Source organism: Paracoccus sp. MC1854 (genome assembly GCF_014164635.1).
Classification (GTDB): domain Bacteria; phylum Pseudomonadota; class Alphaproteobacteria; order Rhodobacterales; family Rhodobacteraceae; genus Paracoccus.
The window spans coordinates 72525-88692 of record NZ_JACJFU010000011.1; the positions used below are offsets into that span (position 1 = coordinate 72525).

Consider the following 16168-nt stretch of genomic DNA (forward strand, 5'->3'; position numbering starts at 1 on the left):
CGGAACCTCCTCGATCACCGGCGTCCCCGCGGCATCATCGCCAGCCGGATCAGCGCCCGTTCCATCACCGCCATCGCCGGCGCGCGAGAGGAGGACCGCAGCACCAGGTCCGTGTCGATCAGGTGATGCAGCGCATCCTCCAGGGCCCGCATGCCCCAAGCCTGCGCCTGACGCGCCATGCGGTCGCGCCGCGGCCCGAAGACCGGTGGCCGCAGCCGCCCGATCCCCGCTGCAGGCCCTCCGGGGTCCGAGGCTGCCGCGTGCAGCGCCCGGAAATGCCGCAGGGCCGCGATGCAGATCGTGACCGGCACGATGCCCTGAGTCTCGACCCGGCGCATCAGCGCCGCCATGCTGTCCGAGCGGCCCTCCGCCACCGCCTCGATCAACTCGTCCACGTCGGCCTCGACCGTGGCGGGGGCCAGCGCCGCAATCTCGTCGGGCGTCAGCGGGCTGTCGTCGCCGTGCTTGTAAAGCCCGATCTTTTCCACCGTCTGGCGGAAGTCGCCCGGGTCGAGCGCACGGGCCAGCGCCGTGAGGTCGCGCATCGACGTCGGCGGCACGGCGCGCAGTCCGGCGTCAGCCAGCCAGCGCGCGATCTCCTCCTCGCCGGGCGGATCGTCGTAGATGGGGGCGGTCACGGCCGCCTTGTGCGGCTCAAAGAGCTTGCGCAGCGCCGAGGTTTTCCCCAGTCCCCCGGCCGTCACCACGATCACCGCGTCGCCATGCGCCCAGGCGTCCAGCGCGGCGGCGATGGCGAGGGCGGCGGTATCATTCGCCTCCTCGACCAACACCACGCGCGGGCCCGGGAAGAAGCCCACCGCCTTGATCTCGTCCATCAGCGCCGCCGCGTCCTTGCGCAGATCGGCCCCCGAAAGCCGGGTCAGCCGCATCTCGGCCTCGGCATCGGGGCCGGTCAGCGCGGCCACCGCCTCGGCCCGCTTCAGCGCCACGCGCATGGCGTCCTGGCCGTAGATCAGCAGCGCGGGCCGGGTCGGATCGGGGCGCGCGAGATAGCGCGCGATCTCGGCGCCCTTGAGGATCATCGGCTTGCAGGCACTGTCGCCAGCAGCCGCGTCACCACCTGGTCGGCCAGCATCACCGCCAGCCGGTTCCGCGCGTCCTGCTCGGCGGCGTTCGTCGCGATCACCGTGCCGACGGTCGAGTGGCTGGAGAAATTGCTGACCTCGCCCTGCGCCACTACCGCGCCGGTCGCGCTGTCGGTCAGGGCATAGGCGGCGGTGCCGTTCAGCGAATAGCGCGTCGTCACCTCGTCCGGCGTGATCGCCTGCGACACCGTCGCGATCCGCAGCGCATAGGAAAGCTCATAGCGGACGGCCTGTTCAGGGCCGAGCCGTTCGGTCAGCCGGCGCAGAAAGGCATAATCGTCGGCGGTCTGCGGATCGGCGACGCGGACCTGCCCCTGCAGCCGGGTGCCCGCGCCGCCCGGAGCGTAAACCGGCTCGAACCCGCAGCCCGTGAGCGCCAGAGCCGCAAGCAGCGCGAGCCTACGCGACCACATTGACGATCCGCCCCGGCACGACGATCAGCTTTCTCGGCGCCTGGCCGTTCAGGAACCGCTGCACGGTCTCGTCGGCCAGCACGGCCTGCTCGACCTCGGCCTGGCCCATGTCGGCGGGCACGGTGATCTCGCCCCGCCGCTTGCCGTTGATCTGGATGGGCAGCGTGACGGACGCGCTTTGCAGCAGGCCCGGATCAGCCTTGGGCCAGGGCGCATCGACCAGCAGCCCCTCGCCGCCCCCCAGCGCCCAGACATCCTCGGCCAGATGCGGGACCATCGGCCCCATCAGCGCGGCCATGATCCGCAGGACGGCGCGCTTCGGCTCGCCCGAGGCAGAAGACTTGGAAACGGCGTTCGCGAGTTCATAGACCTTGGCCACGGCCTTGTTGAAGGTAAAGCCCTCGATCGAGCGCGTCACCTCGTCGATGGCGCGATGGGCGGCGCGCAGCAGCTCCGGGTCCTCACGGTCCTCGCTGCCCTTGTCCTCGGCCAGCCGGTGGACGCGGGACAGGAACTTGGCGGCGGCCTCGGCCCCGGCCGAGGTCCATTCCACGTCACGCTCGGGCGGGCTGTCCGACAGCATGAACCAGCGCGCGGTATCGGCGCCGAAGCTTTTCACGATGTTCACCGGGTCCACGACGTTCTTCTTGGACTTGGACATCTTGGCGGAGGGGATGACGTCGAGTTGTTCACCGGTGATGCGCAGGAAAACCCCGTTCTCACGACGCTCTACTTCCTCAGGAAGATAGTAGGTAGGTCGGTAAGGTTTAGCCTCGGCATCTTCCTGATCGGCTGCCAGACCCGTGCCGAAGATTGGTGCCCCTTTGGGCCGATCGACGTAGATCTCGTGCGTCACCATCCCTTGGGTGAACAGCGCATCGAACGGCTCCTTCGCCGTTTCCGGCAGATACCCGGTCTTCACCATCGCCCGGGCGAAGAAGCGGGAATAAAGCAGATGCAGGATCGCGTGCTCGATGCCGCCGATATACTGGTTCACGTTCATCCAGTAATCGGCGTCCTCGCGCACCGTGGGCGTCAGTGCGTGGGGCGCGGTGAAGCGGGCGTAATACCAGGACGAATCGACGAATGTGTCCATCGTGTCGGTTTCCCGCCGCGCCTGCCCGCCGCATTTCGGACAGGTTGCCTGCCGCCATGTCGGATGGCGGTCCAGCGGGTTGCCGGGCACGTCGAAGCTGACGTCGCGCGGCAGCAGGATCGGCAGATTTTCCTTGGCCTCGGGGACCGTGCCGCAGGTCGCGCAATGAACGACCGGGATCGGGCAGCCCCAGTAGCGCTGGCGCGAGATGCCCCAGTCGCGCAGACGGTATTTCGTGACGGCCTCGCCCCAGCCCGATGCCTCGGCATGGGCGATGGCGGCGTCCACGGCGGCCTCTCCGGTCTGGTCGCCGGGGCCGGCGAAGCCGCGGACATAGGTGACGGCTTCGGATTTCAGCGGGACATAAGGCTCATCGCCCACCAGCGCGTCGGCGTCCTCGATGCTCATCCCCGGCTTGCCGAAGGTGGCCCGGATCGGCAGTCCGTATTTCACCGCGAAGTCATGGTCGCGCCCGTCATGCGCGGGCGAGCCGAAGATCGCTCCCGTACCGTAGTCCATCAGCACGAAGTTCGCGATCCAGACCGGCAGTTCCCGATCCGGGTCCAGCGGATGGCGGACGCGCAGGCCGGTGTCGATGCCCAGCTTCTCGGCCTTCTCCAGCGCCTCCTCGGAGGTCCCGATCTTGCGCGCTTCGGCGGCGAAGGCATCCAGCCGCTCGTCCCCGGCCTCAAGCGCCTTCGCCAAAGGATGGTCAGGTGACAGCGCCACGAAGCTTGCCCCCAGCAGCGTGTCGGGGCGGGTGGTGTAGACCTCGATCCGGTCGAAGCCCTCGGGCGCGTTCACCGTCTCGAAACGGAACTGCAACCCGCGAGACCGCCCGATCCAGTTGGCCTGCATCAGCCGGACCTTTTCCGGCCAGCCCTTGAGCGTGTCGAGGGCCGAAAGCAGTTCCTCGGAGTAATCCGAGATGCGGAAGAACCACTGCGTCAGTTCCCGCCGCTCGACCGGGGCGTTGGACCGCCAGCCCTTGCCGTCGATCACCTGCTCGTTGGCCAGCACCGTCATGTCCACCGGGTCCCAATTGACCACGGCGTTCTTGCGATAGATCAGCCCGGCATCCAGAAAATCCAAGAACAGCGCCTGCTGCTGGGCGACGTAATCGTCGTCGCAGGTGGCGAACTCGCGGCTCCAGTCGATCGACAGGCCAAGCGGTTTCAACTGGTCGCGCATGGTGGCGATGTTGCCATAGGTCCAGTCGCGCGGATGGCCGCCCTGTTCCATCGCGGCGTTCTCGGCCGGCATCCCGAAGGCGTCCCAGCCCATCGGGTGCAGCACGCTGAAGCCTTGTGCGCGTTTATACCGCGCCACCACGTCGCCCATCGTGTAGTTGCGGACATGGCCCATGTGGATGCGCCCCGACGGATAGGGGAACATCTCCAGCACGTAATACTTGGGCCGCTCGTCCCGGACGGCGCGGAAGCTTCCGGCCGATTCCCACGCCTCTTGCCAGCGCTTTTCGCTATGGGCGGGATCATAGGGCATGGCGGGACTCCGGGCGGTGAAATGCCCGACGGGTTTAGCCCTGCAAGGGGGACAGGTCCAGCGGCTTACAATTGCCCGTCGCGGACGCGCAGCTGCCGGGCACGGGTCAGGATCGCGTCCTCGACCGCCCGCACCGTGTCGGGCGCGACCGCCGCGCCGCCCGTCCCCTGCAGCGCGACCTTGAGGCTGCGCGCATCCAGCGCCGGGTCCGAGACCTTGATCGTCGCGCGGTAAGCCCGGCCCCCGCCCGGCGGCGTGCCGTAGCCGGTCACAATCACCCCGGTGAAGGGGTCGATCGACTGGATCGGCAGGAAGTTCAGCACCTCGAGGCTCGCGTTCCACAGATAGCGGTTAACGGCGACGGCCGTGTTGGTGTCGGTTCGGTTGCCGAACACGTCCCAGATCGTGTTGGTCTCGTTGCGCATGTCGGGATCGACGGGTGCGGCGGCGGTCCGGGCCCGGTTTCCGCCGGCCCCACAGGCGGCAAGCGCGGCGCAAAGCGTGATCGCGGTCGCCAGCGTCGCGGCGCGTGCGGTCTTCATGGGCGTCCCCCGTTCCTCGGCTTGGCCCTGCTTTAGCGCGGATCGTGGCGTTGCCACAAGTCGCCAGCTTCGCGGGTCCGCAGGCCTTGGGCGGCACCTTGTCCTTTCCGGCAGGATGACTGTGGCCGGGGTGCATCACAGCCATGCCGAAAAGCCTCGGAAGGGGGTAAGTCGTTGCATCGCAAGGGTGGAAGGGGGAACAAGATGCTCACACCCAGGGTGGTTCATGCCGCCTTGGGGACGAATGAGACAAGAGGGAACGGAATCATGAAAAAGGCTCTTCTCGCCACGACCGCAGTGATGCTGTCCGCTGGCGTCGCGGCTGCCGACGTGACGATCTCGGGCTACGGCCGGACCGGCGTGATCTATTACGAAGACGGTATCCAGACGGTCGGCAACAATGACTCGCAGGTCATCTCGCGCCTGCGGATGAACCTCGACGCGACGACCGAAACCGACGGCGGTCTGGAATTCGGCGGCCGCCTCCGGCTGCAGTGGGACCAGGGCAACGCCACCCGCGGCGAAAACGCCTCGACCAACGCCGGCAAGCTGTGGATCACCACCCAGGGCCTCACCGTCGAGATCGGCAACGTCGACACCGCGATGGACACCGTCGGCCTGGTCTATGCGACGGAACTCGGCTATACCGACCGTTCGGTCGGCGGCAACCCGCTGGGCGCCTTCTTCGCCTATGAAAGCTCGCCCTATGCCGATGATGACCGGCTGGGGATCGGCCTGCGCTATTCGTTTGACGCGCTGACGGTCCGCGCCTCCTATGTCGACCCGAGCCAGTCGGGCGCTGCGGAAGCCACCGACGGAATCGATCCGGATACCGGCCTTCCGATTGAGCTCAACCAGAAGGAAGAGCTCAGCATCGGCGCCGACTACAAGTGGAACGATCGCTTGGAACTGTCGGCTGCCGCGTCGATGAACGCCGCCGGCTGGGACGATCACGACGTCTTCTTCGTCGGGGCCCGCTACGCGGTCATGGAAAACGCCCGCATCGGCCTGAACTTCTATGACAACGGCGATGTCGGCGGCATCGTCGGCACCGACACCAGCAATGCGGACTTCGTGAACGTCATCGACGACCTGGGCAACACCGTCACCCTGTATGGCGACTACACCCTGGCCGACGGCCTGACCAACATCGAAGCCTATGTCGCCAACAACGACGGCGACTGGTCGCAGAAAGAAACCGATATCGCTCTGGGTATCGGCGTCAACTACGACCTCGGCGGTGCCCGTCTGGGCGCGTCGCTGCAGCGCGACTATCAGGAGCGCGTGTCCGCCGACATGGGTGTTCGCTTCAACTTCTGATCCGCTACCGGATCGTAAACTGGAAAGAGCGGGCCTTGCGCCCGCTCTTTTCATTTGCGACCCCCTGATCGCAGGAGGGACGGTGATGAGCCTTGGCGAAATCAGGCAGCGCATTGCAGCGGCGGCGGCAGAGGCGGGCCGCGATCCGGCGGGGGTGACGCTGGTCGCGGTCAGCAAGCTGCAACCCGATGACCGGGTGCGGACGGCGCTGGACGCCGGGCAGCGGGTATTCGGCGAGAATTACGTGCAGGAGGCGCAGCGGAAATGGCCCGCGCTGCGCGAGGGGCGGCAGGGGATCGAGCTGCACCTGATCGGGCCGCTGCAGTCCAACAAGGCCCGCGCCGCGGTCGAGACCTTTGACGCGATCCACAGCCTCGACCGGCCCTCGCTGGCCAGGCGGCTGGGGCGGATCGTGCAGGAGCTTGGCCGCGCGCCCCGGCTGTTCGTGCAGGTCAACACCGGCGACGAGCCGCAGAAGGCCGGCATCCCGCCTGCAGAGGCGGACACGTTCATCGCCATGTGCCGGGGCCTCGACCTGCCGCTTGCGGGCTGCATGTGCATTCCCCCGGATGAAGAAGATCCCGCACCGCATTTCCGCCTGCTGCGGGACATTGCCGGCCGGAACGGCCTTTCGGACCTGTCGATGGGAATGAGCGGCGATTTCGAGACCGCCATTGCCGAGGGCGCGACCCATGTCCGGATCGGCAGCGCCATCTTCGGCGCAAGGCCCGCAGGCACGGACGGCTGAGGCGACTGGTCCGACGACGGCGCGCCACGGAAGGATTGTCAGGCACGGGCAGCCGCAGTCCGGGCTTCGCTGCCGCGCCCGCGCAAGGGCGTGGCTGCCGGCCTGCCGACAGGAATCGGGACGGCGGCATGAAGGCTTGGAACGGGCATTGGAAATCGCCCCGCCCGGCGGCTCCGCATTCGCGCGCACCAACGAGGCGAAACAGATGAAAGGCCGTGCACTTGAAAGGCACGGCTGAAGCAGGCAGCCTGAGGAAGCGATTGAGGCCCGCCGGTTTGTAGCGCAGTAAGCGTCGGCCGCAGGAGGGCGTTCATGGGCTATGGCAGGGGGCTCTCCGAGCCGTGCCTGCATCATCTTCAATCTTGGAGGCCAGCCTCCTTGGTTCTTGCTGCCGCCTCGTTTGGCCCGAAACCGGTAGGTCGCATCCTTTCTCGGATAGATGGCCCCGAGGCATCAGCCCGGCTCATCCGCATCCCCCTTGCCGCGTCGAGTCATGAAGGCCCAGAAAGGGGTCTTTCTCAGGCGCCTGCGGCCGCGCGCAGGGGACGGTTGATCGCGTCCTCCGCATCCCGCCCTGCAAGCGGCAGGGGCATGTCGCCCGGCAACCCGCCTGCCACCACGGGAACGAACTGCACCATGCGGCGACCGGCGGACAGTGGGCGCACCCGCCAGGACAGGATCACGCGGTCGGGTCCCGCGATGGCGCCCTGCAGCGGACCCTCGGCCCGTTCCGATCCCAGAGCCGCGTACAGGCTGTGATAACCGGGGCTGTCTGCCGCGATCCGCCGCCACAACTCGAGATAGCCGCGCAGGCTGTCGGCGGCCTTCGGACCCCATGTGCCGTCAAACGCCCGGTTGGCACCGAGCACCCGGCCATCCGCGTCGAAGATGGCAACCGCCGCGTCGATGCCGTTGAGGATCTCGGCCCCCAGCGACAGTTCGGCCCTGAAGCGGCGGGTCATCGCGATCTCACCCGTGATGTCCTCGAACAGGAAGGCGATGGCGCCGTCGGGATGGGGGCGGCCGGTCACGCGATAGGTCTGGCCGCCGGGAAGCGACCAGGTCTCGACATGGCGGCCCGAGGCGGCCTCGGCCTCGAGCGTGGCGATGCTGTTGCGCCAACTGGGATAATCCTTGGGTTCGGGCACCATCCGCAATTCGCGCAACCCGTCCACCAACGCGTAAAGCGTCGGTCGGGCGGTCAGAAAGCCGATGGAAAGGCCCGTCAGGTCCATCAGCGCCGGATTGAACAGTTGCAACCGCCGGTCGCGGTCGAAGATCGCAAGGCCGGTGGGCAGGTCGGCGAAGGTCTTGGTCAACGTCTGCACGAACTCGCGCAAGCTACGCTCGGCCCGCACGGCATTGTCGGCGGGCACCGCGAAGATCGTGCGGTGACCGTTGCCCGGCTGCAGGTGGCAATCGAACCAGCGCATCTGGTCGTCGCCTCCGATCTGCGCGCGGGGGGTGCCGCCCGTTTCCTGCGGCAGGGTGAACAGGCGCGGCAGCGGCCAGCGCACCTCGCCGGTCAACTGCGCCTCGGCCTCGGCCAGATAGGCGGCGTTGGCCCAGGTGACGGCGCCTTCCGCATTCTCGCGCCAGATCAGCACCGGGGCGCGGTCGACCGATTCACGCAAGACCTCAAGCTCGTCCTCCATGGCGGCGAGCGAGTGGGAATTGACGGCGATCGCCGCGTGTTCCAGCCGGGGGTCCACGACCTCGACCCGGGTCAGGCCGTCACCCAGGTCCTGCAGCGTCAGCCGCAGGACCGACATGCCCGCGCCGCCCAGCGTGGCCGTGCCCTCGGCCGCCGCCACATCCAGCAGCCGCTGGGGATCATCGAAACGCTGGCAGAGCCAGAGCCAGAGCTTCTGCCAATCGCCTTCGCCTGGCAGCACGTCAAGAAGGGTGCGCGCCGAGCCGGTCGCGTCGGTCAGCTGGCGGTTGCGGAACAGAAAGGCTATCGGCTCGGCCTCGGGGCGGGCGCGCGTCCCCGCGCGGGGCGAGTGCCGGGGACCGCCGATCCGATGTGCCAGCGCAAGCCCGATGAGAACCGAGACCACCCCTGCCGCAAGGGCCATCATCACCGTGATCGCGTCGTCCATGGCCGCCTTCTGCGTCTGTTCGGCGACCCTGCTAGCATCCTCCGCCTTAACCAAGGGTTAAGCCGCGAGCCCCATGCGTTCAATCGGTGATTGTCGGATTGGGACCAAGCGCCGCACGGTCATCGGCGAGAATCGCGTCTTCGGGCCAAGACACCCGTGCCACGGCACCGTCCCGGTTGAAGAAGGCCACCGTCCCGCCGCTGCGTTCCAAAAGCGTGCGGGCGATGAACAGACCAAGCCCCATGCCTTCGTAGGGACCCGCCGCCGATCCCGCCTTGCGGGTGGAAAGATAGGGTTCGCCCAAGCGGCCCAGCAGATGCGGAGGGTAGCCGGGACCGTCGTCACGGATCTCGACGGTGATCCGCCCGCGCGCGCGGCTGGCGTTGATCTCGACCTGGGCGGCGGCGAAATCGACGGCATTCTGGATCAGGTTGCGGATCGCATGGATCAGCCCCGCATCGCGCTGGACGGCAAGCGCGCCGGCCGCGCCCAGATCCATCGCGATCCGCACGCCGCGCTGGCTGTGGGGACCTGCGGCCTCGCCCAGCACGTCGGCCAAGGGCGCCGAATGCAGCAGCAGGTCGTCCTTTCCCGCGCGGCCCATCCCGCGCAGGATGTCGCGGCAGCGGTCCACCGAGCGGCGCAGTTCGGCGAGGTCGGCGGCGATCTCGGGGCGGTCGGCGAACTCGTCGGCCAATTCCCCCGCGATCAGCTTGATGGTGGCCAGGGGCGTGCCCATCTCGTGCGCCGCCGCGGCGACCACACCGCCCAGATGCTGCAGCCGCTGTTCTCGGGCAAGCCCCATCTGCGTGGCCGCCAGCGCGTCCGAGGTCGCGCGAAGGTCGGCCGAGACGCCATAAACGCAGAGCGCAAAGAAGGCCCCGCCGATGAACAGCTCAAGCACCCGGCCGACATGCAAGGCGATCTCGGGGCGCGGGGCCATGTCGGGCAGGAAGGTCAGCGGCACCGCCAGCGCCGTCATCGCAATCAGCATGGCCGTCGTGGCCACGGCGAGCGCAAGGATGTGGCGCAACGGCAGCACCGTCGCGCCGATGGTCAGGGGCGCCAGCACGAACAGGGCGAAGGGGTTGCCGATGCCGCCGGTCAGCGTCAGCAGCGCCCCCGTCTGCAGCGTGTCGAAGACAAGCTGCGCCAGCGCATGGCGCGCGTCGACAGGCCGGCTTCGCGCCGTCAGCAGCAGATTCATCGCGATCGCCGCCGCCAGCACCAGCAGGACCGCCATCAACGGGAAACGCGCCCCCAGTCCCCAGGCGCCCGCCGCCGCGGCCGCCTGGCCTGCCAGCGCGATCCAGCGCGCGGTGATCAGGCGCCGGGGCCGGATGGGACCGGCGCCGGCCAGCCGCCGCAGCCCTGGCCGGGCGGCACCGGGCAAAGGCTCGTGGCGCCCTTGGGACTTCGGTGGCATGATGTCGCCCTCGCCTTGGTGGTCCGCGCTTGATAGCCACCGGAACGCGACGCGGCAATGAAGAGGATCGACCCATGACGGAACGCCGATTGATGATGCTGGGGCTTCTTGCCACGGTGCTGGTGCTGCTGACTGGATGGCTGTGGCTGCGTCCGGCATCGGGAGATCAGTTTGCGCAGTGCCGCCGTTCGAACGTGGCCGGCGGCATCGAAGCGCTGGGTGGCAGCTTCATCCTGACGGATGAGAACGGCGCGCGGGTGACGGATGCCCAGGTTTTCGACCGGCCCTCGATCTTCTACATGGGCTATACTTATTGCCCGGATGTCTGCCCGATGGACTCGGCGCGCAATGCCGGCGCCGCGGATATCCTGAGCGAGCGGGGAATGTCGGTGAAGCCGGTGTTCATGTCGGTCGATCCCGCCCGCGACACCCCCGAACAATTGCGCGACTTCACCGATGCGATGCACCCCGACATGCTGGGAATTACCGGCAGCGTCGAGGAGGTGACGGCAGTCAGCCGCGCCTGGCGCGGGTATTTCCGTCTGAACGATGAAGAAGACAAGGAGAGCTATCTGGTTGATCATACGACAAACAGCTTTCTTGTTCTTCCCGGCCATGGCACGGTCGAGTTCTTTACCCGCGATACCAGCCCGGAGCAGATGGCCGATCAAATTGCCTGTTTTGTCGAGGCGGCCTGATCCGGTTGCTGGATCGGCAGGATACGGATCATGAAAACGGCCATTGCAGCGAGATCAGGATGAACGCAGAGAATACGACCGGCATTGGCGACGATCCCAGCCTTCTGCTGGTCGATGACGACGAGGTTTTCGTGACCCGGCTTGCCCGGGCAATGGAACGGCGCGGATTTCGCACGGAAATTGCGACCAGCGTGGAAGTTGCGCGCCACAAGGTGGCGGCCCGCGCGCCCGCCTATGCCGTTGTGGATCTGCGACTTGAGGATGGCAGCGGCCTGGATGTGGTGGACGCGCTGCGTTCCCGGCGCGAGGATTGCCGCATTGTCGTGCTGACGGGATATGGCGCGATTGCGACCGCCGTTGCGGCGGTCAAGATGGGCGCGGCCGATTACCTGTCAAAGCCCGCCGATGCCGATGAAGTGACCGCGGCGCTGCTGGCACAGGCCTCGGCACTGCCGCCTCCGTCTGAAAACCCGATGTCCGCCGACCGGGTGCGTTGGGAACATATCCAGCGCGTGTTCGAGCAATGCGACCGCAATGTTAGTGAAACGGCGCGGCGGCTGCATATGCATCGCCGGACATTGCAGAGAATTTTGGCCAAGCGCGGGCCGCGCTGAATATTGCAGTTGCGCGGAGAAACGTTATTTGTCATTCAGTGCTCCGCATTTCGCGCGAAAGGAATGGAATTTGGAACTCGACGTGGACTCGATGTCGCTGGAAGATCTGCGGGCGCTTCGCACCCAGATCGACAAGGCGATCAGTTCTTACGAAACCCGCCGCCGGAAAGAAGCCATGGCCGCGCTTGAGCGGACCGCCCGTGATATGGGGTTCAACCTGTCCGAACTGACAGGCGCCGGGGGCCGCGGCCGCCGTGGCGCCGCGGCGGCCAACGAAGGCCAGCCCAAATACGCTCACCCCGACGATCCCAACCAGACATGGTCGGGCCGCGGCCGGCGCCCGCGCTGGGTGATCGAGCAGATCGAGGCGGGCAGGTCGCTGGAAGACCTGCTGGCCTGACAGGACGCCGCGCCGGGGTCAGCCGTCCAGGCGGGCGGTCAGCGCGGCGAAGCGATCCAGAAAAGCTGCGCGCGTCTCGACAGGCGGGCGCAGCCTGATCCTCAGCCCGTCCGTGGTCGCGCCACGGCGCAGAGGAAACAGGCGGTCGGCCTCGGCCGGGGTGAAGCCCGCGATCTCGACCGCCTCGAGCCGGGCAGAGATCCGGTCGGCCCGCTTGATCTGCGCCTTGACCGGCGCCGGGATCGCCGCCGGCAGGCCGAAGCGGCGGTGGATCGCGGCGGCGAGGCGGGTGTCCATCTCGCGGTATCCCGGACCCAGCGCCGCCTTGACCGGCGAGATCATGTCCCCGATCACATATTCCGGCGCGTCATGCAGCAGCGCCGCAAGCTGCCATTGCGGCGCGATGCCGGGGTTGAGACGGGACAGGATCTCCTCGACCAGCAGCGAATGCTCGGCCACTGTATAGGCCCAGTCGCCGCGGGTCTGGCCGTTCCAGCGCGCCACAAAGGCAAGCCCGTGGGCGATGTCGCCGATCTCGACATCCATCGGCGTCGGGTCCAGCAGGTCCAGCCTGCGGCCCGACAGCATCCGCTGCCATGCCCTTGCACGCGCCATCAGCGGCTCTCCCGCAAAGGGATGGAAAAAGGCCGCCCCACGCAGGGCGGCCCGGTCAGGCGATTACGGCGCATGGCTCAGGACAGGGGCTGGCCCTGCGGGCGTTCGGCGCCCGACTGCGCCTCGGCCTGCGCCCGGCGCGCGGCCTCCTGCCGGTAAAGCGCCACAAAGTCGATCGGGTCGAGGTTGAAGGGCGGGAAGCCGCCGTCGCGGGTCACGTCCGACAGGATGCGGCGGACAAAGGGGAACAGCATCCGCGGGCATTCGATCATCAGGAAGGGGTGCATCTGCTCCTCCGGCACGCCCTCGATGTGGAAGACGCCGGCATAGTCCAGTTCGCACAGGAACAGCTTGGCCTTGTCCGAGGCGTTCTGCGAGGTCACGCGATACTTGCAGATCACCTCGTACTGATGCTCGACCTGACGCTTGCGGGCGTCGAGGCTGACCTGCACCTGGATCTCGGGCGAGACATCGCCGCCGAGGCCCTTCTGCGCGACGATGTTCTCGAAGGACAGGTCGCGGGTGAACTGGGCCAGGATGTTCAGGCGGACAGCGGGCTGGCCGGGCTGGGCCTGCGGGGTGGCTGCGCCGGAGGCGGCGCCGTTCGTGGTCTCGTCAGTCATCTTCCATCCTCGCGTCAGCGGTTCCTGCGCCTGTTAGCATCGCGGCCGCCCCCGCTCAATGCTGCGTCCAGCCGGAAGGGCGGCGCGTTCCGCGCGGCGGCAGCGCGGGCGGCGGCCCGTCCGGGTCTTCGTCCTCGACCACGGCATATTCGGCGTCGATCACCATGGGCCGGCCCCGCGGGGTGCCGTGGCGGCCGGTGCCGAAGCCCGCCTGCGTGACCCGCACCCTGCGGCCGAGCGTCCGCAGCACGAGTCCCCGCACCGGCGGGATCAGCAGCAGTATGCCGAGCGCGTCGGTGAAGAAGCCCGGCAGCACCAGCAGCCCGCCCGCCAGCATGATCAGCGCGCCATGGGCGAGGGGCTGGCCGGGGTCGCGGAACTCCTCGACCGCGCGCTGCAGGTCGGCCATCGCAGCCGCCCCTTGCCGGCGCATCACCCAGATGCCAAGGACCGCCGACAACAGCACCCACAGGATGGTCGCGCCGACCCCGATCTCGCCGCCGATCTGGATGAAGAGCGCGATCTCGAGGATCGGCCACATGACGAACAGGATCAGGAACCACATCGTTGAACCTCGTGATCGGCCCGCAACTGGACTTGGCGGGTTCTGCCACCTACATAATCAGACGTTCAGATCAGACCAGACCTAACGCCAGGGGCGCACGCGGATAATGTCGAATACGATGCTACAGATCATCGTGCTGGGGGCCATCGCCGTCTTTCTCATCATGCGCCTGCGGAATGTCCTCGGCACACGCGAGGGGTTCGAGCGTCCGCCGCAGCCGATCCAGGCCAGCCGGCCCACCCCCGTGGCGGCGCCCGCGCCCGAGGAAAGCGACGTGCTGGACCATGCCGAGCCCGGCACCCCCGCCGCCGAGGCGCTGACCGCGATGCAGCGGGCCGAGCCGTCCTTTGCCGTGGGCCCCTTCCTTGCCGGCGCCCGTCAGGCCTACGAGATGATCCTGACCGCCTTCGAGCGCGGCGACCTGTCCGAGGTCCGCCCCTTCCTTGCCCCGCAGGTGGCCGAGGCCTTCGAGGGAGTGATCCAGCAGCGGCAGGCGCAGGGCATCCGCACCGAGGTGCAGTATCTCGGCACCCGCGAGACCGGTCTGCAGGGGGCGAGCTTCGATCCGCAAAGCGGCACCGGCGAGATTTCCGTCCGCTTCGTGGGCGAGCTGATCGCTGTCCATCGCGATGCCGCGGGCAATGTGGTCGAGGGCGATCCCAAGGCCGCGCGCAAGCAGCGCGACGTCTGGACCTTTGCTCGCCGGATGGGTCAGGACGACCCGAACTGGCAACTGGTCGCGACCGCCTGAGATGTCCCGCCGCCGCGGCCGGGGCGGGTTGTCCGAGGATGACAAGGCGCTGTGGGCACAAGTCGCGCGCAGCGTGACCCCCATGGCCGCGACCGAGCGGCGGCGGATCGTGGCGCCGCCCCTTGAACCCGCGCCGCCTGCGCTCACGGCACCCGCGCCGCGCCCCGCCGCCCTGCCTCAGAACTTCAGCCTCGGGCGGGACCGGCCATCGCCGCCGGTCCATGTCGCCGTCGTGCCCTCCACGGCCGAGCGGCTCGCCGCGCAGCCGCTGCGGATGGACGCCAAGACCCACCGCACGCTGACGCGCGGCAAGATGCGGCCGGATGCGCGGATCGACCTGCACGGGATGACCCTGGCGGTGGCCAAGGCGGAACTGACCGGCTTCATCCTGGGCGCGCAGGCGGTGGGCCACCGGCTGGTGCTGGTCATCACCGGCAAGGGCAGGGGCGACCACGGGCCGCTGCCCTTCCGTTCGGGCGCACTGCGCCACGAGGTGCCGCACTGGCTGCAGATGGCGCCGGTTTCGCCTGCCGTGCTGCAGGTCGTCCCGGCCCATGTCCGCCATGGCGGCGGCGGGGCCTATTACGTCTGGCTGCGCCGCCCACGGGGGGGCAGGCGCGCCTTAACCCTTTCGTAACCTTTGCATATCCGCCCCGCTGATTCGCGGCTAGGAAGGTCCGGCGGCCGTTGCCGCGTTCTGACCGGGGCTTCCGCATGCTCGTCCTGCTTTCGCTTGCCAGCGTGATGATGCTGGCCTTCGCCTTCGACCTGACCTCGGACGGCGGGGATGATCAGGACGATCAGGATGATCCCGCAGCCGAGCCGGACCTGCCCGAACCCGGACCCGAGCCGATCACCGGTTCGGATGCCGGCGAATGGCTGGAAGGATTCGAGCGCGACGACTGCATCGACGGGGCGGGGGGCGACGACGACATCCGGGCGGGCAGCGGCCATGACCTCGTGTCGGGCGGCGACGGCGACGACGTGATCCATGGCGATTACGCGCTGGACAGTTTCGGCAACGACACCCTGCTGGGCGGTGCGGGCCACGATCTGCTGGCCGGGGAAGGCGGCAACGACCGCCTGGATGGCGGTTCCGGCGACGACACCCTGATCGGCGGCGAGGGCGGTGACCTGATGCTTGGCGGCAATGGCGCCGACTGGCTGTCGGGCTGCGAGGGCAATGACACGCTGCAAGCGGGGGCGGGCACCGACGACCTGTCGGGCGACGCGGGCGACGACCTGCTGATCGCGGATGACGAGGATGCCGAGCGCGACTGGCTGCACGGGGGCGAGGGCGACGACACGCTGATCGGCGCCGCCGATGACTGGCTGGAGGGCGGGGCGGGCAACGACCTGTTCGAGCTTCCCGCCGACCGCATCGCGGGCCAGCCGCCCGCCACGCTGGGCGATTTCGACGCCGCGCATGACCGGCTGGATCTGGTTCTTTCCAGGACCGATCTGGAACAAGCCCTTGTCACGCTGGACCCGCAACCCGATGGCTCGGCCTATGTGCGCCTCAACGGCACGGCGGTCGTCCATGTGCTGAACGCCGCGGGACTCGACGCCGCGCAGATCGGTCTGCGCGCGGCCTGAGGCTTTCTTTCGGCGCAAACTTCGCCTATACGCGCCCATCCGTTCCGGCG

17 protein-coding genes are annotated in these 16168 nt (G+C 68.2%); 8 read left to right on the forward strand and 9 right to left on the reverse strand.

All coding sequences use genetic code 11. The features are described 5' to 3' along the window. Positions 1-14 precede the first annotated feature (14 nt). The 4 genes from holA to H5395_RS11095 all read right to left on the reverse strand — a co-directional run bounded on the left by holA (position 15) and on the right by H5395_RS11095 (position 4660). A complete protein-coding gene (gene holA / locus H5395_RS11080) occupies positions 15-1043 on the reverse strand; it encodes a DNA polymerase III subunit delta (protein ID WP_182792632.1) in 1029 nt (342 codons plus the stop codon). After that, a complete protein-coding gene (lptE, locus tag H5395_RS11085) occupies positions 1040-1519 on the reverse strand; it encodes an LPS assembly lipoprotein LptE (protein WP_182792633.1) in 480 nt (159 codons plus the stop codon). Before lptE ends, holA begins: the two co-directional genes overlap by 4 nt. Beyond that, positions 1506-4118, reverse strand: coding sequence for a leucine--tRNA ligase (leuS, locus tag H5395_RS11090; RefSeq protein ID WP_182792634.1), 2613 nt, complete (start codon positions 4116-4118; stop codon positions 1506-1508). Before leuS ends, lptE begins: the two co-directional genes overlap by 14 nt. Positions 4119-4183: 65 nt before the next feature. Continuing rightward, positions 4184-4660: a DUF3576 domain-containing protein gene (locus tag H5395_RS11095; RefSeq protein ID WP_182792635.1), complete on the reverse strand. Its 477-nt coding sequence runs from the start codon at positions 4658-4660 to the stop codon at positions 4184-4186. Between the two features lie 267 nt (positions 4661-4927). On the opposite strand from H5395_RS11095, the gene H5395_RS11100 reads away from it, so the two are divergent. Further along, complete coding sequence (locus tag H5395_RS11100; RefSeq protein ID WP_182792636.1) at positions 4928-5980, forward strand: porin; 1053 nt, start codon at positions 4928-4930, stop codon at positions 5978-5980. Between the two features lie 85 nt (positions 5981-6065). Next, a complete protein-coding gene (locus H5395_RS11105; protein WP_182792637.1) occupies positions 6066-6728 on the forward strand; it encodes a YggS family pyridoxal phosphate-dependent enzyme in 663 nt (220 codons plus the stop codon). Positions 6729-7246: 518 nt separating this feature from the next. On the opposite strand, the gene H5395_RS11110 is transcribed toward H5395_RS11105, so the two are convergent. Then, on the reverse strand, positions 7247-8830 hold the full coding sequence (locus H5395_RS11110) for a PAS-domain containing protein (protein ID WP_182792638.1): 1584 nt from the start codon (positions 8828-8830) through the stop codon (positions 7247-7249). 79 nt (positions 8831-8909) lie between these two features. After that, complete coding sequence (locus H5395_RS11115; RefSeq protein WP_182792639.1) at positions 8910-10256, reverse strand: ActS/PrrB/RegB family redox-sensitive histidine kinase; 1347 nt, start codon at positions 10254-10256, stop codon at positions 8910-8912. A gap of 74 nt (positions 10257-10330) precedes the next feature. Between H5395_RS11115 and H5395_RS11120 the strand changes: the two genes are divergently transcribed. From H5395_RS11120 to H5395_RS11130, 3 genes are all read left to right on the forward strand, one after another. Next, the gene (locus H5395_RS11120) at positions 10331-10954 is read left to right on the forward strand and encodes an SCO family protein (RefSeq protein ID WP_182792640.1); all 624 of its coding nucleotides are present in this window, start codon (positions 10331-10333) and stop codon (positions 10952-10954) included. Between the two features lie 59 nt (positions 10955-11013). Beyond that, positions 11014-11568, forward strand: a complete 555-nt coding sequence (locus H5395_RS11125) for an ActR/PrrA/RegA family redox response regulator transcription factor (RefSeq protein ID WP_182792641.1) — start codon at positions 11014-11016, stop codon at positions 11566-11568. Between the two features lie 70 nt (positions 11569-11638). Next, positions 11639-11968 carry an H-NS family nucleoid-associated regulatory protein gene (locus tag H5395_RS11130; protein ID WP_182792642.1) on the forward strand — a complete coding sequence of 110 codons (330 nt, stop codon included), beginning with the start codon at positions 11639-11641 and terminating at the stop codon, positions 11966-11968. Positions 11969-11986: 18 nt separating this feature from the next. Here H5395_RS11130 and H5395_RS11135 read toward each other — a convergent pair whose 3' ends face one another. The 3 genes from H5395_RS11135 to H5395_RS11145 all read right to left on the reverse strand — a co-directional run bounded on the left by H5395_RS11135 (position 11987) and on the right by H5395_RS11145 (position 13771). Continuing rightward, positions 11987-12583 carry an HD domain-containing protein gene (locus H5395_RS11135; protein WP_182792643.1) on the reverse strand — a complete coding sequence of 199 codons (597 nt, stop codon included), beginning with the start codon at positions 12581-12583 and terminating at the stop codon, positions 11987-11989. A gap of 77 nt (positions 12584-12660) precedes the next feature. Further along, positions 12661-13206 (reverse strand): protein-export chaperone SecB, encoded by a 546-nt coding sequence (gene secB / locus H5395_RS11140; RefSeq protein WP_182792644.1) that lies wholly within the window; start codon positions 13204-13206, stop codon positions 12661-12663. 55 nt (positions 13207-13261) lie between these two features. After that, positions 13262-13771 carry an FxsA family protein gene (locus H5395_RS11145; RefSeq protein WP_182792645.1) on the reverse strand — a complete coding sequence of 170 codons (510 nt, stop codon included), beginning with the start codon at positions 13769-13771 and terminating at the stop codon, positions 13262-13264. A gap of 106 nt (positions 13772-13877) precedes the next feature. On the opposite strand from H5395_RS11145, the gene H5395_RS11150 reads away from it, so the two are divergent. The 3 genes from H5395_RS11150 (at position 13878) to H5395_RS19340 (ending at position 16118) form a co-directional block, all read left to right on the forward strand. Next, a complete protein-coding gene (locus H5395_RS11150; protein WP_182792646.1) occupies positions 13878-14522 on the forward strand; it encodes a Tim44/TimA family putative adaptor protein in 645 nt (214 codons plus the stop codon). A 1-nt stretch (position 14523) separates the two neighbouring features. Further along, the gene (locus tag H5395_RS11155) at positions 14524-15159 is read left to right on the forward strand and encodes a Smr/MutS family protein (RefSeq protein WP_182792647.1); all 636 of its coding nucleotides are present in this window, start codon (positions 14524-14526) and stop codon (positions 15157-15159) included. A 77-nt stretch (positions 15160-15236) separates the two neighbouring features. Further along, entirely contained in the window at positions 15237-16118 is an 882-nt protein-coding gene (locus H5395_RS19340) for a calcium-binding protein (RefSeq protein ID WP_182792648.1), read from the forward strand. The last annotated feature ends 50 nt before the right edge of the window (positions 16119-16168 follow it).